This is a genomic window from Ramlibacter sp. PS3R-8 (assembly GCF_037572435.1).
Taxonomy (GTDB): Bacteria; Pseudomonadota; Gammaproteobacteria; order Burkholderiales; family Burkholderiaceae_C; genus Ramlibacter.
Map to the genome: position 1 here is coordinate 99,708 of NZ_JBBHGT010000001.1, position 19,184 is coordinate 118,891.

A 19,184-nucleotide genomic window follows, 5' to 3' on the forward strand; every position below is an offset into this window, starting at 1 on the left:
CGATGCAGGCTTCGTTCGACGGCGCGCGGCAAGCCGCGGCCGTGCCTACCCTGGCGGAATTGATCCAGGCCCAGGTGCGGCGCAAGCCGGGCGCCATCGCCCTGCAATCGCAGGAGGGGCAGCGCACCTATGCGGACCTGCAGCGGCGGGCGCAGGCGCTGGCCGCGCACCTGCACCGCAGCGGCGCGCGGCGCGGCGACCGCATCGCCATCCTGTCCGAGAACCGTTTCGAGTTCGTCGAGGTCCTGCTGGCCGCGGCTCACCTGGGCGTGACCTGCGCCTGCCTGAATTGGCGCCTGGCACAGCCTGAGCTGCGCGACTGCCTCGCGCTGGTGACCCCCGTGGCCGCATTCCTGTCGCCGAAATTCGAGGACCAGGCGGGCTTGTTCGAAGGCATGCCACTGCACCGCTTCGGTGACGCCTTCGAAGGCCTGGCCAATGCGCCTGCGAACGACGTTCCGCCCATCCAGGCGGAGCCGGAAGACGGGTTGCACATCCTGTTCACCAGCGGGACCACCGGCCGCCCCAAGGGGGCGCTGATCAGCCAGCGTGCCGTCGTGGCCCGCGGCACGGTCGCAGTGCTCGATGGCGCGTTCCGGACCGGCCGCACCCACATCACGTGGGCGCCCATGTTCCACCAGATGGGGACCGACAACACACTGACCACGCTCATGTTCGGCGGCAAGGTGATCGTGCTGGATGGCCCGCGGCTCGACGCCATGTGCGACGCGCTGGAGCAGGAGACCAATCTGGGCTGGCTGGGACTGACGCCCGGCATGGCCGACGAGTTGCTGGACAAGCTGCGCGACCGCGGCGTGCGGCCGCAGCCGCTGGACTCGGTCGGCAGCATGGCCGATCTGCTACCCCGGCAGCGCATTGCGGAGATCACCCGTGCCTTCAACGCTCCGTTCCGCAACAGCTTCGGCGCCACCGAGGCCGGATCGGCGCCGGCCAGCGGCAACCTGATCCCCGTCGGCGTCGCGCCCGAAGACCTCGACAAGGTCGAAAGCACCTTTGCGCGCGTGCGGCTCGTCGATGGCGACGGGCGCGACGTGCCGGATGGCCAGCCTGGGGAGTTGCTGCTGCGCAGCCCCACGTTGTTCAGCGGGTACTTCGGCATGCCCGAAGCCACGGCCGAGGCCTTCCGCGACGGCTGGTACTGCACGGGCGACGTGTTCGTGCGGCAACCCACCGGTCGCCTGGCCTACGTCGACCGCAAGAAGTACCTGATCAAGACCGGGGGCGAGAACGTGTACCCGGCAGAGATCGAGCAGGTGCTGCGCACCCATCCCGCGCTCGGCGAGGTGGTGGTCGTGCGCCGCGCGGACGAGCGCTGGGGCGAGGTGCCCATTGCTTTCGTCGAACTGCGCGGCGAGGCGACGGAGCGCGAGCTGCTGGAGTTCTGCCGCGGCAAGATCGCCAACTACAAGCTGCCCAAGGGGGTGCGCTTCCTCGCGGCCGCGGACTTCCCGCGCAACATCACCGGGAAGGTGATGCGGCAGCCGCTGGAGCAACTGCTGGAACAGGAATAGAACAAAGTGGAAGCCGACACGCACGCGCACCTGCGCGACAAGTACGCCATCGTCGGCGTGGGCGAGACCCGCTACGTCCGCGGCGCGGGCAAGACGACGCGCCAACTGGCGCACGAGGCGGTGAGCAAGGCGATCGCCGATTCAGGCCTGGACCGCTCGCGGGTGGACGGCATGCTCTCGTATTCGTACAACGATTCGACGGCATCCAACCTGGTGGGCGCCGATGTGGGCCTGCGACTGAACTTCTTCATGGACTGCTTCGGCGGCGGCTCGTCGACCGAGGCGCTGGTCGGCCTGGCCGTCGGTGCCATCGAGGCCGGCATGTGCGAAGCGGTCGTGGTGTTCCGCGCGATGAACGGCTACTCGGGCCTGCGCATGGGCGGTACCGGCGGCCTGTCGGCGGCACCGGTCACCGACGAAGCCCTGCACACGCGGCCTTATGGGTGGCGCAGCGCCGCGCAGATGTTCTCGCCGACCTTCCTGCGCCACATGCATGACTACGGCACCACGTCCGAGCAGGTGGCTGCCGTGAAGGTGGCACACAGCAAGCACGCATCCAACAATCCCAAGGCGCTGTACAAGCAGCGCGTGACGGTGGACGAGGTGCTGGCCAGCCGCCTGATCTGCACGCCCCTGCACCTGCTCGACTGCTGCACCGAATCGGACAACGCCACCGCGCTGGTCGTCACGCGCGCCGAGCGCGCGCGGGATTGCCGACACCACCCGGTCCTGATCCGCTCGGTGGTCGGCCGCTGCAACAAGCCGCGCATGGACATGCACTACCAGCACGGCCCCATCACCGCAACGGCCGGCCGCTACGCCGCCGAGCGGCTGTGGCGCAATGCGGGACTGGGACCGCAGGACGTGGACCTGACGGCTTCATACGACGCCTTCACCTTCACCTCGATGCTGCAGCTGGAGGACTACGGCTTCTGCGCCAAGGGCGAGGGCGGGCAGTACGTGTCCAGCGGCATCATCGAGCTGGGGGGCGAGCGGCCCAACAACACGAGCGGCGGGCATCTCTGCGAGGGCTACACGCACGGCATCAGCATGGTGATCGAGAACGTGCGGCAGCTGCGGCACGAGGCGGACGATTCCTGCCCGGTCGGGCCGGACGGGAAGCGGCAGCACACCTACGACTACCGCGAGGGCGGCTGCCGGCAGGTCAAGGACGCCGAGGTCAGCGCCAACCTGGGCTGGGCCTCGCCCGGCACGGGTTCGGCCATGGTCATGCGCAGGGCCTGACGCAATGCTCAGCTACCATCACCTGGGAATGGAACTGCGCGTGTCCGAGCAGGACTCCGTCAACACGGCCTATTTCGCGCGCTGCGCGCAAGGGCGCTTCTGCCTGCAACGCTGCGACCAATGCCGGCTGCTGCACTACCCGCCGTCGGCCGGTTGCCCGTGGTGCGGCAGCGCCGGCTTCGCGTGGGACGAGGTGGAAGCGCGCGGCACCGTCTATTCGTACAGCGAGGTGCAGCATGCGGTGCAGCCCGGCTTCGCGCCGCACTCACCCTACATGGTTCTTCTGGTTGAACTGGACACGCAGCGTGGCCAGCCGACCGCGGACGAAGCGATCCGGGTGCTGGGCAACCTGGTGCGGCCCGACGGCACGCCCGCTTCGCCGCAGGAAGTGGCGCGGGTGGGCATCGGCACGCGCGTGAAGATGGCGTTCACCCGGTTGGGCGAGCACATGGCATTGCCGCAGTGGACGATCGACGAGGCCTCTCCTGCCAAGGCGTGGCGGGCGGAGATGAAGCGATGAGCATCGGCCAGATGCTGCGTCCGCGCTCGGTTGCGTTGGTCGGCGCCACCGACCGCTCGCGCTGGTCGCAAGTCACGTTCGACAACATCCAGCCTTTCGCCGGCCGGTTGCACCTGGTGAACCGCCGCGGCGGCACGGTGCACGGGCGCGCAGCCGCGACGTCGGTGGCGGCCATCGGCGAGCCGGTCGACGTCGGCCTCGTGATGGTACCGATGGCGGCGGTGCGCGACGCCCTCGAAGACCTCGTGCAATCCGGCGTGAAGCATGCCGTGGTCTTGAGCTCGGGCTTCGCGGAGCTCGGAGCCGAAGGCGCGGCGGAGCAGGAAAAGCTGCGCGCGTACGCCGACAGCGCCGGCCTGACCATGATGGGTCCCAACAGCCTGGGCTTCGTGAACTTCCTAGACGACGTGGCGCTGTGGGCATCGCCGTACACGGCCACCTATGCGAAGGGCAAGGTGGCGGTCATCTCGCACAGCGGCCAGGTGGCGTTCCACCTGAACCGGCTGGCGCGCAACCAGGGCGTGGGCCTGAGCCATCTTGTGGCTACCGGCAACGAAGCACAGGTAGATTTCACCGACTTCGTCGACGAACTGTTGGCCGACGAGCGCGTGGGCGCGATCGCGCTGTACCTTGAAACCATCCGCAGGCCCGAGCGGTTCGTGCAGGTCGCTCGCCGCGCGTTGGCCGCGGCCAAGCCGCTCATCGTGCTGAAGGTCGGCACCAACGAGGTGGCCGCCCGCACGGCGCAAGCCCACACCGGCGCGCTGGTGGGCGACGACCGCGCGTTCTCGGCGGTGTGCGCCCAGCATGGCGTCATCCGGGTGGCGTCGATCGAGGACCTGGTGTGCACGGCCGCCGTCATCTCGCACACCGGCGTGCTCCCGGAAGGCGGTGCGGCGTTCGTGTCGAACTCGGGGGGCATCTGCGGTATCGCTGCCGATACCGCAGGTAAGTTCAGAGTGGCCATGCCCGAGCCGTCGAGCGCCACCGCAACGGCGCTGCGCGACCTGCTGCCCGGCTACGCGACCATCAACAACCCGCTCGACCTCACCGGCGCGGCAGCGGCGGATCGCTCCCTGTTCGAGTCCTGCCTGTCGGTGGTGAGCCAGGACCCGAAGTACGCGTCGGTCGTGTGCTTTGCCGATCTGCCCGCCTCGCGCCAGGACAGCGACGAGTCGTTGCTGGCGGGCTTGCGCCACATGGGCCGCGGCGTGGCGGGGGCCAAGCGCCCCGCGCTCGTCATGAGCTGTGTGGCCACCACCGTCACGCCGCAGGGCTGGGAGCTGGTGCAGGAGTTCGGCCTGCCTTTCATCGGCGCTGGCCTGGAGCGTGGTGTCGCAGCGCTGGGCCAGGCGATGGCCTGGTCGCGCCAGCAGCGCGAGCGCGCGGACGCGCTGCAGGTCGCGCCGCCGGTTCCGCTCGAGATCGGGTCGGCCTCCGAGCACGACGCGCTGCAGTTTCTGAGCAAGCACGGCGTGCCCGTCGTGCCCGCGGTGCTCGCCACGACGGCCGACGAGGCCATGCGGGCGGCGCGGCAGATCGGCGAGCCCGTGGCCGTGAAGGTGTGCTCGGCCGATATCGCGCACAAGTCCGATATCGGCGGCGTCGCGCTCGGCGTGCAGGGTGACGAGGCCGTCGCGCACGCCTTCCATGCGGTGCAGCAGAGGGTGCCTGCAGGCTCGCGCGTGCAGGGCGTGCTGGTCGCACCCATGCGCAAGGGCGGCATCGAGCTGTTCGTGGGCGTCACGCACGATGCGCAATGGGGCCCGATGCTGGCGGTCGGGCTCGGCGGCGTCTGGATCGAGGTGTTGCAGGACGTGGCGCTGCGCCAGCTGCCCGTCACTGCCACCGAAGCCGCCGGCATGTTGCGCCAGCTGCGCGGCGCGGCCTTGCTGCAGGGGCAACGTGGCACGGAAGCCGCCGACGTCGAGGCGCTGGGTCAACTGCTGGCGCGCATCGGCGACATCGCCTTCACTCGGCGCGGCTCGCTGCAGGCTCTGGAGATCAACCCGCTGTGGGTCAGCGGCCGCCAGGTGGAGGCGCTGGACGCACTCCTGATCGCGGCCGACCCTTCCGGAAGGTACGCATGAACGAACTGGATCGCCGGCCCGTCATCATCGGCATCGGGCAGGTGAACGACCGCACCGAGAACTTGGCCACGGCGCCGGACGCCTGCGACCTGATGCTGGAAGCCGTCCGCCTCGCGGGATCCGACGCCGGTGCGCGCGTGCTAGAGCAGCTGGACACGCTCGACTTGGTGCGCTTGTTCGCGGCGCCCATGGAGGGCATCCCGGAGCGCCTGTCGCAGGCGCTGCCCGGCCTGCGCAGCACACCGCAATTCGTGGTGGGCCACGGCAATACGCCGCTGCTGATGCTGAGCCTTGTCGCCAACCGCATCGCCTCCGGCCAAGCCGAAATCTGCGCACTGGCGGGAGCCGAAGCCTGCCGCACAGACAAGCGGCGCGCGGCCGCGGCCGCCGGCGGCGCAAGGCCGCCCGAGATGATGCAGCAGGCGCTGGAGGGCCTGACCAGCGAGGACTGCCGCCGCTATTCGCTCGTCACGCCCATCGCGCTGTACCCGCTGTTCGAGAATGCGATGCGCGCGCATTGGGGCCAGCGGCTGGAGGAATCGCAGTGGGAGTCGGCCGAGTTGTGGTCGCAGTTCTCGCGCACCGCCGCCGGCAACGAGCATGCGTGGATCCGCCGAGAGTACGCACCGGAGCAGATCCTGGAGCCCGGGCCCGCCAACCGGAGACTCTCCTTTCCTTACACGACGCTGATGGTGGCGAACAACGGCGTCAACCAGGGCGCGGCGCTGATCGTCGCCAGCTATGCAAAGGCCAGGCAGCTGGGCATCCCCGAGCACCGCATGGTGTTCGTTGGCGGTTCCGCGGCCGCCACCGAATCGCACGACATCCGCGAACGCGAGGGTTACGCCACCTCGCCCAGCATGCAAGCATCGCTGCTGTCCACGCTGCAGCGCAATGGCCTGCAGGCCGCCGACTGCGACCTGCTGGAGATCTACAGCTGCTTTCCCTGCGTGCCCAAGTACGCACGGCGGGTGCTGGGAATTCCGGCCGGCCGGCCCCTGAGCGTCTCCGGCGGGCTGACGTTCGCGGGAGCGCCGATCCGGAACTACATGATGCATGCAGCCGCCGAGATGACGCGGCGCATGCGGGACAACGGTGGCCGCAACGGGCTGCTGTTCGCCAACGGCGGCTTCATGACCGAGGCCCATGCGATCGCGGTGTCGCGCGAGCCTCTGCGCGACGCCCGGTTGCCCGGGGATTTCGACGCGCAGGAGCACGCCGACCGACTGCGCGGACGCATCCCTCGCTTCGTGCAGGACCATGCCGGTCCAGCCACCATCGAGACCTACACCGTCGCCTACCGGGCAGACGGCGAGCCGGCGCATGGCACCGTGATCGCGCGCACGCCAGCCGGCGAGCGCCTGTTCGCGCGGGCGCAGGGCCGCGAGCTTCTCGAGTGGCTCACCTGCGGCCAGGAAGAGCCCGTGGGCAGCCGCGGTACGGTGGCGGCAGCCGCCGACGGCCTGGCGGACTGGACGCCTGCTTAGCCGCGAAGCCAATGACCGATCTGCAAGAGACCGTCCGCCTCGAACGTATCGAGCCGCATATCGCCCTCGTCACGCTCAATCGCCCGCACGCGCGCAACGCCGTCAATGGCGAAGTGGTGGTCCGCATGCAGGAGGTGATCCGCGAAACCGAGGCCGATGCGGACTGCCGCGTCGTGGTGCTCACCGGCGCCGGCACCGCGTTCTGCGCCGGGGCGGACCTGAAGGCGGTGGCCGCCGGCCGCATGGCCGAAGTGCGCTCGCCCGACGGTTTCGGTGGTTTCGTGTTCGCGGCCCGGACGCATCCATGGATCGCTGCGGTCAACGGGCCGGCGCTGGCCGGTGGGCTCGAGCTGGCGCTCGCGTGCGAAATGATCGTCGCCGCCGAAGGCGCCAGCTTCGGCATGCCGGAGGTGAAGCGTTCGCTGGTCGCCGGCTCCGGCGGGCTTTGGCGGCTGCCCCGGTCGGTGCCGCGGGCGCTTGCGTTCCGCATGGTTCTGACCGGCAACCCGATCACGGCGCAGGAGGCCGAGCGTTGCGGCTTGGTCAACGCGTGCGTGGCGGCCGAAGACCTCCTGCCGACCGCCCTGTGCCTCGCGCGTGAAATCGCTGCCTGCGCGCCGCTGGCCGTGCGCGAATCGATGGCGGTGGTGCGAGCCGCGGTGCTGGCAGGCGAGCGCGAACTGCGCGACCTCGCCTGGGGTGCCGTCGAACGGGTCAAGGCGAGCGAGGACTTCCTGGAAGGCCCCCGCGCCTTCATCGAGAAGCGCGCCCCGCGCTGGCGGGGGCGCTAGCCGTGGCAAAGGACATCTGCCTGCAGCTCGGTTGCACCGCGCCGATCTTCGCCTTCTCGCATTGCCGCGACGTGGTGGTGGAGGCCAGCCGCAGCGGCGGCTTCGGCGTGCTGGGCGCGGTGCTCTTCTCGCCCGAGCAGCTGGAACAGGAACTGCGCTGGATCGACGAGCACGTCGGCGACCATTTCTATGGCGTGGACGTGCTGATTCCGGTGACTTACTCGAAGGAGGCGGAAACCAGCACGGGGCGCCTGCGCGAGATCGTGCCGCCCTCGCACCTGGAGTTCGTCGAGAAGCTGCTGGGCGACGCCGGCATCCCGCCGCTGCCGCCCGACGTTCAGCGCCAGGTGGACGAGGACCGCCGCGGCGCCGAACGCAACAACACGCCCGCCGGTGCGCGCGCGTTGGTGGAAGTGGCGTTGCGCCACCCGAAGATGAAGCTGCTGGTGAGCGCACTCGGCTCGCCGCCGCCCGACGTGGTGGAAGCGATGCACGCGCGTGGCGGTCTGGTGGGTGCGCTGTGCGGCAAGGCCGAGCATGCTCGGCGGCATGCGCAGGCCGGCGTGGACGTGGTCATCGCGCAGGGCACTGAAGCCGGCGGCCACACCGGCGCCATCAGCACCTTCGTGCTGGTGCCGCAGGTGGTGCAGGCTTGCGCGCCGGACGTGGCCGTGCTGGCGGCGGGCGGCATCACACGGGGCAGCCAGGTGGCGGCTGCGATCGCCATGGGCGCGCAGGGCGTGTGGTGCGGCACCCTATGGCTGGCGACGCGGGAAAGTGACCTGTTGTCCTACCAGAAGCAGGCGCTGTTCAAGGCGCGCGCCGAGGACGCGGTGCAAAGCCTCAGCCGCACGGGCAAGCCGGTGCGCCTGCTGCGCAGCCGCTGGTCGGAAGCCTGGGAAGCACCCGGTGCGCCGCAACCGCTGCCGCCGCCGCTGCAGGAGGTGCTGGTGCGCATGGCAGTGCCGCGCATCGACCGCGCGGAACGCGAGGACTTCTACACGACGCCCTGTGGGCAGGGTGTCGCCGACCTGCACGAGGAACTCAGCGTCCGCCAGGTGATGGTGGAGCTGCAGGAAGGGTATCTCGAGGCGCTGGACCGGCTGGCCGCCGTGCGCGCGCAGCTGGCGGCGGAGACGTAAGAAAGCGACGAAACATGGACTTCCAGCTATCCCCCGAATTGCGCGACCTGCAGGAGCGAACGCGCCGCTTCATCGCCGACGAGATCCTGCCGCTGGAAAAGGAGTTGCCGCGCGATGCGCACGGGCCGACCGACGCACTCCGCCAGGACCTGGTGGCGCGCGCCCGCGCCGCGGGGCTCCTGACGCCGCATGCCTCACGCGAGATGGGCGGCCTCGGCCTCAGCCACGTGGGCAAGGCTGTGGTGTTCGAAGAGGCGGGCTACTCCTGGCTGGGGCCGGTGGCACTGAACATCCACGCCCCCGACGAAGGCAACATCCACCTGCTGGAGGAAGTGGCGACGCCCGCACAGAAGGAGCGCTGGCTGCGCCCGCAGGTGGCGGGCCACACGCGCTCGTGCTTCGCGATGACCGAGCCGGACGGCGCCGGCGCCGATCCTTCGATGCTGAGGACCACCGCGGTGCGCGATGGCGACGAGTTCGTGATCACCGGGCGCAAGTGGTTCATCACCGGGGCCGAAGGGGCCCACTACGTCATCGTCATGGCGCGGATGGAGGAAGGCTCGGCGACCATGTTCCTCGCGGACATGGCGTCGCCCGGCATCCGGCTGGAACGCCAGATGGACACGATGGATGCGTGCTTCACCGGCGGTCATGCCGTGATGGCATTCGACGCGCTGCGCGTGCCGGCCGACAGCGTGCTCGGCGAGGTGGGACAAGGCTTTCGCTACGCGCAGGTGCGCCTCGCGCCGGCCCGCCTCACGCATTGCATGCGCTGGCTGGGCCAGGCGCGTCGCGCCCACGACATCGCGCTTGACTATGCACGCCGGCGCACCGGCTTCGGCAAGCCGCTGGCCGAACACGAGGGCGTGGGCTTCATGCTGGCCGACAACGACATCGACCTGCACACCGCGCGGCTGCACATATGGCACACGGCGTGGCTGATGGACCAGGGTGCGAAGGGCAACTTCGAATCCAGCCGCGCCAAGGTCGTCTGTTCCGAGGCGCAGTGGCGCGTGGTGGACCGCTGCGTGCAGATCCTGGGTGGGCAGGGCGTGACGGCCGAAACGCCCGTGATGCGCATCTTCATGGACCTGCGCGCTTTCCGCATCTACGACGGCCCGAGCGAGGTGCATCGCTGGAGCATGGCACGCCGCTTGGTGCGCCAGGCCGGGGCCGCGGAATGAGCGCGCTGGACCGCTTCCGACTCGATGGGCAGCTGGCGCTGATCACCGGCGCCTCCAGCGGCCTGGGCGCGCATTTCGCGCAGGTGCTGGCTGCTGCCGGCGCGCGCATCGTCCTCGCCGCGCGCCGTATCGAGCGCCTGCAGCCGCTGCGCGAGCGCATCGACGCCGACGGCGGACAAGCCCGCACGATCGCGTTGGACGTCACGAATGCGGGCAGCGTCAGGGACTGCCTGGACGAAGTGTGCGCCTGGGGCCGGCCGGACATCCTGGTGAACAACGCGGGCGTGACGGTCTCGCGGCCGCTGCTGGAGCAGACCGAGGAAGACTTCGACCAGGTGATGGACACCAACCTCAAGGGCTGCTGGCTGGTGGCGACCGAGACAGCGCGCCGCATGGTGCGGGCTGGCGGCGGCGGGGCGATCGTGAACGTCGCCTCCATCCTCGGCGAGCGGGTGGCCGGCGGCGTCGCGCCTTACGCGATCTCCAAGGCCGCGCTCGTGCAGGCGACCAAGGCAATGGCGCTGGAACTCGCGCGACACCGCATCCGCGTGAATGCGCTCTTGCCTGGCTACGTCGTCACCGACCTCAATCGCGAGTTCCTCGCCGGCGACGCGGGCGAGAAGCTGCGCGCCCGCATCCCGAGCCGCCGGTTCGGTGAGTTGGCCGACCTGGACGGGCCACTCCTATTGCTGGCCTCTCCCGCCGGTGCGGCGATGTCTGGCGCCACCGTGGCGGTGGACGGCGCCCACCTCGTCAGTTCGCTGTGAACGAAGCAACGCCGGAGCGGCTTGCGCACTGGCTGCGCGCGCAAGGCTTCGCGGGCGCGGAGGCACCGGACATCCGGCCGCTGACTGGAGGGCAGTCCAATCCCACTTTCCGGGTACGCACCGGCCGCGGCGATTTCGTGCTGCGCAAGAAGCCGGACGGCGTGCTGCTGCCGTCCGCGCACGCCATCGACCGCGAGCACCGCGCCATGCAGGCGCTGGCGGACAGCGGCGTGCCGGTGCCGCGCATGCGCGCCTGGTGCGGCGACGAGGCGGTGGTCGGCACGCCGTTCTACCTGATGGAGTTCCTGGATGGCCGGGTCCTGACCGATCCGTCGCTGCCGGATTCCACGCCCAGCGAACGCGCAGCCATCTACGACGAGATGAACCGCGTGCTGGCGCGGTTGCACACCGTGGATATCCAGGCGCTGGGCCTGCAGTCGTTCGGACGCCCCGGTAACTACGTTGCGCGCCAGGTGGCGCGCTGGGTCGGCCAGTGCGAGCGCGCGACGCTGCCCGTGCCCGCCGCGATGCGCCGCCTCATGGACTGGCTTCCCGCCCACGTGCCTTCCCAAACGCCCACCTGCCTCGTGCACGGCGACTACCGGATCGACAACCTGGTGTTCCACGCCACGGAGCCGCGCATCCTGGGTGTGCTGGACTGGGAGCTGTCGACGCTGGGCGACCCGCTGGCTGACCTGGCCTACCACTGCATGGCCTGGCGCGTCACGCCGGCACTGTGGCGCGGCATCGGTGGCCTGGATCTGGCGGCCCTCGGCATCCCGGACGAAGCCTCCTACCTTCACACCTATTCGCAGCGCACCGGGGTCCTCCCCGTGCACTGGAATTTCTATCTGGCCTACAACCTGTTCCGCATGGCGGCCATCCTGCACGGCATCGCGCAGCGCGCGCTGGAGGGAACCGCCTCCGCGCCCGACGCCGCCCAAGTGGGCGCGAAGGCGGGGCCGCTGGCGGAGCTCGCGCTCGAGATCGCCGGCGGCCTCGCCGCCTCCGTCCCGCCGGACAACGGACAACCCAACGACCCCAAGGAGACATCGCGATGCAATTCCGTACCCGCTTCTTCCATGCCGCCGCCGTAGCCGCCGCATTCTCCTTCGCGCCGCTGGCGCATGCGGACTGGCCATCCGACGCGCCGATCAACGTAACCGTCGGCTTTGCGCCGGGCGGGAGCACCGACGTGATGGTGCGCACGATTGCACCTTTCATCGCGAAGCACTTGGGCGAAAACGCCTCGCTGGTCGTCCAGAACCGCCCCGGTGCTTCGGGGGAACTGGCCATCAGCACGGTGATGCGCGCCAAGCCCGACGGTTACTCGCTGGTCATCGTCAACATGCCCGGCTACTTCTTCGTACCGATGCATCGCAAGGCCTCGTACGCCACGAAGGACCTGGCGCTGCTCGCCCGCGTGGTGAGCGACCCCACCATCATGGTGGCGCGCAAGGACGGCAAGTACGCGGACCTCAAGCAGGTGCTGGCGGCGCTCAAGGCGGCGCCCGGGTCGATTTCCGCAGGCCACAACGGGCTGGGAACCAACGGCCACCTGGCAATGGCTCGGCTGGAGCAGGCGGCCGGCGTCAAGTTCAACGCCATCCCGTACAACGGTACGGCGCAGCAGAAGACGGCCCTCGCCACCAACACGCTCGACATCGCGTTCCTCGCGGCCTCGGAGGTGCCGGATGCAGACAACGAGCCGACGCCGGTGCGGCTGTTCGCCCAATTCACCAAAGAGAAGGTGCAGCGCATCGCGCGCGTGCCGACGACGTACGAACTCGGTTTCCCCGTCGAGATGACCGCCGAACGCGGCTTCGCCGCGCCCAACGGCGTGCCGGCGCCTATCCTGGCGCGGCTGCAGAAAGCGATTGAGGCGGCGATGAAGGACCCCGAGTACGTCAAGGCCGCCCGCAACGACGCGCCTTTCCTGTCCTTCCTCGGCGGCGCCGACTGGTCGCGGCAGATGGAGCAGGACACGCGGACCTACGAGCCGGTAGCGAAGTCCATGCCCAAGGACTGACGCAGGCTTTTCGCGACGCGCTCAGTCGGAAAACGCAACATCCGGCGCGAAAAGAAGTCGCTTTTGCGCCAGAGTCGCCGCGCCTACGATCGCTGCTGGTTTTCACCGCGCCGGCAGGCTGGAAGGATGGGCATCGCGCAATGACTCTGCGAGACAAGGTGGTGGTGTCCGGCGTGGGCGAAACGCGCTACGTCCGGGCCCCCGGTTCCGGCAAGACCCCGATTGCATTGCAGATGGAAGCCGCGCTGGCCGCCGTGGCCGACGCGGGGCTGTCTCCGCGCGACATCGACGGGATTATCCCGTTTGCCATCCCCCCGCTGGTGGCCGAGGATTTCATCACCAATTTCGGCATCGAGGACCTGAGCTTTTCCGCGCTCACGCCGCTGGGCGGTGCCAGCGCGGTCGCGGCCCTGCAGTGCGCAGCGGCTGCCATCGCTTCGGGTGTATGCCGCCACGTGTTGCTTTCGCTGGGCCGCAACGGTTACTCCGGCACGCGCATCGCCAGCCGCATCGCGCAGATGCCGCAGTTCCGCGTGGTGGGCGAGTTCGAGATCCCCGCGGGCGCGACCACGCCGGTGCAGTTCTATGCGCCGATGGCGCGCCTGCACATGGAGCGCTACGGCACCACCGAGCGCCAGCTGGGCGAAGTGGCGATCACCATGCGCAAGCACGCGCTCCTCAATGGCAATGCCGTGATGAAGGAGCCGCTGACCATCGACGAATACCTGGCATCGCGCATGATCGCGCAGCCGCTGCGCATGTTCGACTGCAGCGTGGAAAGCGACGGCGCCGCCTGCGTGGTGGTCAGCGCCGCGGACCACGCCACGGACATGGCCCGGCGCCCGGTGTACATCTCCGGGGTCGGCGAGGGCCATCCCGAAAGCCCCAGTTCGGTGAGCCAGCGCAGTGATCTGCTGGCCCTGGGCACGCGCAAGGCGGCACGCAAGGCGTTCGCGATGGCAGGGGTGACCGCGCGGGACATCGACGTGGCCGAGGTCTACGACTGCTTCACGTACATCCTGCTGCGCCAGCTGGAGGAACTGGGCTTCTGCGCGCAGGGCGAGGGCGGCAGTTTCGTGGAGGACGGCGGCATCTCGCTCGGCGGCCGCCTGCCGGTGAACACCCACGGCGGACTGCTGTCGCAGGCGCACGTAGGCGGCATGAACCACATCGTCGAACTGGTGCGCCAGTTGCGTGGCGAAGCTGGTGCGGCGCAGGTGAAAGACGCCGAGCTCGGCCTCGTGACGGGTTTCGGCGACATGTGCGACGGCACCGTCGCCATCATGAGGAGGGGTTGATGACCACCGGCTACCTTTGCACCAAGCCGGAGCCGACGCCGGACTCGGCGCCTTTCTGGGACGGCTTGGTGCGCGAGCAGTTCCTGGTGCAGTCCTGCCGCAACTGCGGCACGCGGCGGCATTATCCGCGGCCGGTGTGCAGCGCCTGCCATTCGATGGAAACCGACTGGGTCGCGATCGCGGGCGAGGGCACCCTCACGAGCTGGACGGTGTGCCACCACGCCTACCTGCCCGAGTTCAAGTCGCAGGTGCCCTACGTCGTCGCCATCGCGGAACTGGAGGACGGCATCCGCGTGAACCTGCGGCTGGAGGTGCCGGCCACGCAGCCGCTGAAGACCGGCCAGCCGGTGCGGGTGGCTTATCGTGCCATGGAGGAGGGATTCACCATGCCGGTCCTCGTGCTCGCAGGGGAGTCCGCATGAGCGAACCCGCGACGCTCCACCTCCCGCTGCGGACCGAAGACGAGGCGCACCTGCGCGCAGCGCTGCGCGAGGCCGATTTGCCCGTGCTGCTGATGGTGCTGGTGCAGCTGACCGGCGATGCGCGGCACCTCGACGAATTCGCCGATGCCGTGGCGCCGGGCACCACACCGCCGCCCGAAGTTGCGCAGGCGTTGCACGATCGCCTTGTCCAGGCCTTGCGCGGGTCCGACGGCATGCCGCCGCCGGTGTCGGACGAGATGTTCCGTCGCATGATGTGCGCCTGCGTCGGTGCGGACGTTCCGTCGGAGTACGTGCCCATGATCCAGGAGGACCTGGGCTTCGCTGTTTCGCCTTCGCTGGCCCATCGCGATGATCTCGGGGCCAGGCTCGACCAGCGTATGCCGGGGTTCAAGGTGCTGATCATCGGTGCCGGTGCCGCCGGCCTGTGCGCCGCCATGCAACTGGGGCAGGCAGGCGTCTCCTTCGAGATCGTCGAGAAGAACCCCGACGTCGGCGGCACCTGGTACGAAAACCGCTACCCCGGTGCCGGCGTGGACGCGCCCAACCATCTCTATTCCTTCTCGTTCGAGCAGAACCACGCTTGGACGCGGTTCTTCGTGCGCCAGCCCGAGTTGCTGGCGTACTTCCGCGAGTGCGCAAGCAAGCACCGCCTCTACGAGCGCACAAGCTTCGACACGGAGGTGGTGTCCGTCGAGTACTCGGCAGCCGACGCCATGTGGGACGTGACGCTGCGCGGAGCTGACGGCCAGGTGCAGCGCCGCCGCGTGAACGTGGTCATCTCCGCGGTGGGCCAGCTGAACCGGCCTGCGATCCCGAAGATCCCCGGCCTCGATGGTTTCCAGGGGCCGGTGGTGCACACCGGTGCCTGGCAGGACGGCCTGCAGCTCGCGGGCAAGCGCGTCGCCCTGATCGGGAGTGGTGCCAGCGGCATGCAGGTCGGTCCCACCATCGCCCCGGAGGTCGAGCGCCTGACGATCTTTCAGCGTTCGCCCAACTGGATCCGCAGCCGCCCGCGCTACCACGACACCGTGGGCGCGGGCCTGCAATGGGTTCTATCCGCGCTGCCGTTCTACGCCACCTGGTACCGCTTCCAGCTGTTCTGGGCCAACAGCGACGCGCTGCACCACGCGCTGCAAAAGCAGCCGGGATGGCCGCAAACCTCTTCCATCTCGCCGGCCAATGCCGCACTGCGCGAGCAGTGGGAACAGTACATGCGTGACGAGCTGCATGGCATCCCGGCGCCGGCGTCCGACGTCATCCCTGACTACCCTCCGTTTGGCAAGCGACCGCTGTTGAACAACAACTGGTTCGGCATGCTGCGGCGCCCCAACGTCGAACTGGTGACGGATGCGGTGGAGCAGGTGAACGCTGATGCGGTCGCCACGCGCAGCGGCAAGCGCTACCCCGTGGACGTCATCGTGCTGGCCACGGGCTTCCAGGCCAGCCGCATGCTGCACCCGATGCACGTGAAAGGGCGTGAGGGCAAGACCGTGCGCGAGCTGTGGGGCGACGAGAACCCGCGCGCCCACCTGGGCGTCACCGTGCCGGGCTTTCCCAACTTCTTCCTGCTGTACGGCCCCAACACCAACCTGGGCCACGGCGGTAGCGTGATCTTCCACCTGGAAATCCAGGTGCGCTATGTCATTGGCTGCCTCGAACTGATGGCGCGTCGCAGCAGCCGCGCGCTGGAGTGCCGGAACGAGGTGCACGACGCCTACAACGCGCGCGTTGACGCCGCGCACAATGCGATGGTGTGGACGCACGAAGGCGTCCGCAATTGGTACAAGAACAGCCAGGGCCGCGTGACCACCAACTCTCCCTGGCGCATCGTCGACTACTGGACGATGACCCGCGCGCCTGACGAGCGCGACTTCATCCTCGCTCCCTGAACAAAACTGGAGATGACGACATGCACATGAATCGACGCCAGGCCCTCGGCGGCCTCGCAGGCCTGGCCGCGCCCGGCCTGCTGCTGGCCCAGGCCACCAGCTTCCCGACCAAGGCGGTGGAGATCCAGGTGGGTGCCACCGCGGGTGGCGCCACCGACATCGGCGCCCGCCTGGCGGGGCAGATGCTTTCGGAAGCCTGGGGCCAGCCCGTCGTGATCCAGAACAAGGCCGGCGCGGGCGGCTCCATCGCCGCCGCCGCGGTCGCCCGCGCCGAGAAGACCGGGCACGTCGTGGGGCTCGCAACCGATTCGACTGTGATCATCAACCCCCTGGTGGTCGCCGACACCGGGTACAGGCTGGAAGACTTCCAGCTGCTCACGCCCCTCTACACCGGTGCGTTCGCAGTGGCTGTGCATAAGGACTTCCCGGCCAACACCCTGAAGGAATTCATCGCGGAGGTCCGGCGCAAGCGCGAGATCACCTGCGCGATGTTCGGCACCGTGAGCTCACCGCGCCTGGTGGCCGAGATGTTCGCTGACGACGCGGGCGTGAAGCTGGTGCCGGTGGCGTACAAGGGCGAGATCGACGGCGTGCGCGACATCGTCGCTGGCATCGTGCCCGCATTCTTCGGCACCACGGCCAGCCTCATCCCTCAGCACAAGGCCGGTACGCTGAAGATCCTCGGCGTGTCTTTCACCGAGCGCCTGCAGGCGCTGCCCGACGTCCCGACCTTCCGGGAGGCCGGCCTGGAGAATACCGTCTACCGCTGGTTCCACGGCCTGATGCTGCCTGCCGGCACGCCAAGGGCCGTGGTCGACAAGTACTCGGCGCAGTTGCAGAAGGTGGTCACGAGCGACCGCTTCCGCGCGGGCATCGCGTCGGACCTCACTCCCACCTTCATGCAACCGGCCGCGTTCACGGAGATGGCACTCGCCACCCGGGAGCGCGTGCAGGTCATCATCCGCGGCAAGAACCTCAAGCCTTGAGCCGCCCGGCCACGCTCCATGCGCAGATGCGCGCTGTGCTCGAGAAGATGGCGGCGCTGGGGGCGCGGCCGCTCGAGACGCTGAGCCCCGACGAGGCGCGGGGTGAACTGGCGCAGTTCGCGCGCCTGCGGCCGCCGGTGGAGGGCGCCTGCACGACGCGCGATCTCACCATTCCCGCGCAGGACGGCGCCAGTATCCCGTCGCGCCTGTACCTTCCCGACGACGCGGCCCACGCGCCCGTGGTGCTGTACTTCCATGGCGGCGGCCACGTGGTCGGCTCCATCGAGACCAGCGACGACGTCGCGCGGCGCACGGCCTTGCAGTCCGGCGCTGCCGTGCTGTCGGTGGGGTACCGCAAGGGACCCGAGCACCGCTTTCCCGCCGCCGTGGACGATGCGTGGGACGCGCTTCGGTGGGTGAACGCCAACGGCGCCGGGCTCGGACTCGACGCGTCGCGCCTGGCCGTGATGGGGGAGAGCGCCGGCGCCAATCTCGCCACCGTCGTGGCGCTGATGGCGCGCGACGCGGGCGGGCCGCGCCTCCAGGGGCAGGTGCTGGTGTACCCGGTGGCCGACTACCGGCTGCAGGCGGCGAGCTTCGACACCTATGCACGCGGCTTCGGCGTGCTGTCGGCCGATGCGATGCGCTGGTTCCGGGGCCACTACCTGGCCAGCGAAACCGATGCGCAGGACTGGCGCGCGTCGCCCATCCTCGCGCCCGGGCTGGCGGGCTTGCCGCCGGCGCTGGTGATTGCCGCCGAATGCGATCCGCTGGTGGACGACGTGCGCCTGTATGCGCTGCGGCTCGCCGCCGAGGGCGTGCCGACGGAACTCGTCGAATATGCCGGGGCTGTGCACGGCTTCTATTCCATGCCACACGCTGTCGACATGGCGCGTGAAGCGAACGAACGTGTCGCGTGCCAACTGAAGGCCTTCCTGCGAACCTGATGTCCTACGAAGAACACCTCGGCAAGTCCGAAACCCTCGACGACGAGATCACTGCCGGCTGGCTGGCGAACGCCTGCGCCGTGATCGGCCCGGACCTCGCACCGGAGCAGCCGATCCCCGCGCTGTGGCACTGGATGCTGTTCCAGCGCTGGGCCCGTGCGAACGCGCTGCGCGAGGACGGCGGCGCCCGGGCCGAGGGCTTCCTGCCACCCTTCACCCACCTGCCGCGGCGCGTGGCCGCGGGCGGCCGGTTGCGCTTCGGCCGGCCGCTGCGCGTGGGCGACCACATCACGCGCACCAGCCGCATCAAGAACATTGCCGACAAGGATGGCAAGGCCGGCCCCATGGTGCTGCTGACGATCAACCGGGTCATCACGGTGGCCGGCGAAGTGGCGATCGACGAGGAGCAGGACGTGATCTACCTGGGGCCGCCAAGCCCGTCGGCTGCAGCGGCGGCCGCACCGTCGGCCCCGCCGTTGCCGGCCGGTGCTGTGAAGCGCGAGCACGCGGCCGGGCCCCTGGAGATGTTTCGCTATTCCGCGATGACGGCCAACAGCCACCGCCTGCACTACGACCTGGAGTACGCGACGCAGGTGGAAGGCCGCGCGGGCCTGCTGGTGCACGGGCCGCTGCAGGCCACGTGGCTGGCCGGCCTGGCCGAATCGCTGGCACCGTCGAAGCGGCTGCGGTCCATCGAGTTTCGCAACCTCGGTTCCGCGACCCACCGGGACGGCATGGTTGCTGCGGCCTGGCCCGAGAACGACAAGCTGCGGCTGGAGCTGCGCCGCGCGGACGGCGAGCGCTGCATCGCCGGCACCGCAGTGCTGGCCTGAC

At 69.5% G+C, this 19,184-nt stretch carries 17 protein-coding genes; all 17 read left to right on the forward strand.

Features of this window, described 5'->3' with window-relative positions:
- Window positions 1–2 precede the first annotated feature (2 nt).
- The 17 genes from WG902_RS00490 (at window position 3) to WG902_RS00570 (ending at window position 19,183) form a co-directional block, all read left to right on the forward strand.
- On the forward strand, window positions 3–1,532 hold the full coding sequence (locus WG902_RS00490; RefSeq protein WP_340057916.1) for a class I adenylate-forming enzyme family protein: 1,530 nt from the start codon (window positions 3–5) through the stop codon (window positions 1,530–1,532).
- A gap of 6 nt (window positions 1,533–1,538) precedes the next feature.
- Window positions 1,539–2,777 carry a thiolase C-terminal domain-containing protein gene (locus WG902_RS00495; protein ID WP_340057917.1) on the forward strand — a complete coding sequence of 413 codons (1,239 nt, stop codon included), beginning with the start codon at window positions 1,539–1,541 and terminating at the stop codon, window positions 2,775–2,777.
- 28 nt (window positions 2,778–2,805) lie between these two features.
- Entirely contained in the window at window positions 2,806–3,297 is a 492-nt protein-coding gene (locus WG902_RS00500; protein WP_340057918.1) for a Zn-ribbon domain-containing OB-fold protein, read from the forward strand.
- Window positions 3,294–5,387: an acetate--CoA ligase family protein gene (locus tag WG902_RS00505; protein WP_340057919.1), complete on the forward strand. Its 2,094-nt coding sequence runs from the start codon at window positions 3,294–3,296 to the stop codon at window positions 5,385–5,387. Before WG902_RS00500 ends, WG902_RS00505 begins: the two co-directional genes overlap by 4 nt.
- On the forward strand, window positions 5,384–6,874 hold the full coding sequence (locus WG902_RS00510; RefSeq protein WP_340057920.1) for a hypothetical protein: 1,491 nt from the start codon (window positions 5,384–5,386) through the stop codon (window positions 6,872–6,874). The genes WG902_RS00505 and WG902_RS00510 overlap by 4 nt, the downstream gene beginning before the upstream one ends.
- Before the next feature lie 11 nt (window positions 6,875–6,885).
- Window positions 6,886–7,665, forward strand: coding sequence for an enoyl-CoA hydratase-related protein (locus WG902_RS00515; RefSeq protein WP_340057921.1), 780 nt, complete (start codon window positions 6,886–6,888; stop codon window positions 7,663–7,665).
- A 2-nt stretch (window positions 7,666–7,667) separates the two neighbouring features.
- Window positions 7,668–8,807, forward strand: a complete 1,140-nt coding sequence (locus WG902_RS00520; protein WP_340057922.1) for a nitronate monooxygenase — start codon at window positions 7,668–7,670, stop codon at window positions 8,805–8,807.
- A gap of 14 nt (window positions 8,808–8,821) precedes the next feature.
- Entirely contained in the window at window positions 8,822–9,991 is a 1,170-nt protein-coding gene (locus WG902_RS00525) for an acyl-CoA dehydrogenase family protein (RefSeq protein ID WP_340057923.1), read from the forward strand.
- Complete coding sequence (locus WG902_RS00530; protein WP_340057924.1) at window positions 9,988–10,758, forward strand: SDR family NAD(P)-dependent oxidoreductase; 771 nt, start codon at window positions 9,988–9,990, stop codon at window positions 10,756–10,758. Before WG902_RS00525 ends, WG902_RS00530 begins: the two co-directional genes overlap by 4 nt.
- Window positions 10,755–11,855, forward strand: coding sequence for a phosphotransferase family protein (locus tag WG902_RS00535; protein WP_445263640.1), 1,101 nt, complete (start codon window positions 10,755–10,757; stop codon window positions 11,853–11,855). The genes WG902_RS00530 and WG902_RS00535 overlap by 4 nt, the downstream gene beginning before the upstream one ends.
- Window positions 11,816–12,787: a tripartite tricarboxylate transporter substrate binding protein gene (locus WG902_RS00540; protein WP_340057925.1), complete on the forward strand. Its 972-nt coding sequence runs from the start codon at window positions 11,816–11,818 to the stop codon at window positions 12,785–12,787. The genes WG902_RS00535 and WG902_RS00540 overlap by 40 nt, the downstream gene beginning before the upstream one ends.
- Before the next feature lie 140 nt (window positions 12,788–12,927).
- Window positions 12,928–14,085, forward strand: coding sequence for a thiolase family protein (locus WG902_RS00545; protein ID WP_340057926.1), 1,158 nt, complete (start codon window positions 12,928–12,930; stop codon window positions 14,083–14,085).
- On the forward strand, window positions 14,085–14,507 hold the full coding sequence (locus WG902_RS00550) for a Zn-ribbon domain-containing OB-fold protein (protein ID WP_340057927.1): 423 nt from the start codon (window positions 14,085–14,087) through the stop codon (window positions 14,505–14,507). Before WG902_RS00545 ends, WG902_RS00550 begins: the two co-directional genes overlap by 1 nt.
- Window positions 14,504–16,417, forward strand: coding sequence for a flavin-containing monooxygenase (locus WG902_RS00555; RefSeq protein ID WP_340057928.1), 1,914 nt, complete (start codon window positions 14,504–14,506; stop codon window positions 16,415–16,417). The genes WG902_RS00550 and WG902_RS00555 overlap by 4 nt, the downstream gene beginning before the upstream one ends.
- A 20-nt stretch (window positions 16,418–16,437) precedes the next feature.
- The gene (locus tag WG902_RS00560) at window positions 16,438–17,403 is read left to right on the forward strand and encodes a tripartite tricarboxylate transporter substrate binding protein (RefSeq protein WP_340057929.1); all 966 of its coding nucleotides are present in this window, start codon (window positions 16,438–16,440) and stop codon (window positions 17,401–17,403) included.
- Window positions 17,404–17,429: 26 nt separating this feature from the next.
- Window positions 17,430–18,350, forward strand: a complete 921-nt coding sequence (locus tag WG902_RS00565; RefSeq protein WP_340057930.1) for an alpha/beta hydrolase — start codon at window positions 17,430–17,432, stop codon at window positions 18,348–18,350.
- Window positions 18,350–19,183, forward strand: coding sequence for an FAS1-like dehydratase domain-containing protein (locus tag WG902_RS00570; RefSeq protein ID WP_340057931.1), 834 nt, complete (start codon window positions 18,350–18,352; stop codon window positions 19,181–19,183). The genes WG902_RS00565 and WG902_RS00570 overlap by 1 nt, the downstream gene beginning before the upstream one ends.
- The last annotated feature ends 1 nt before the right edge of the window (window position 19,184 follow it).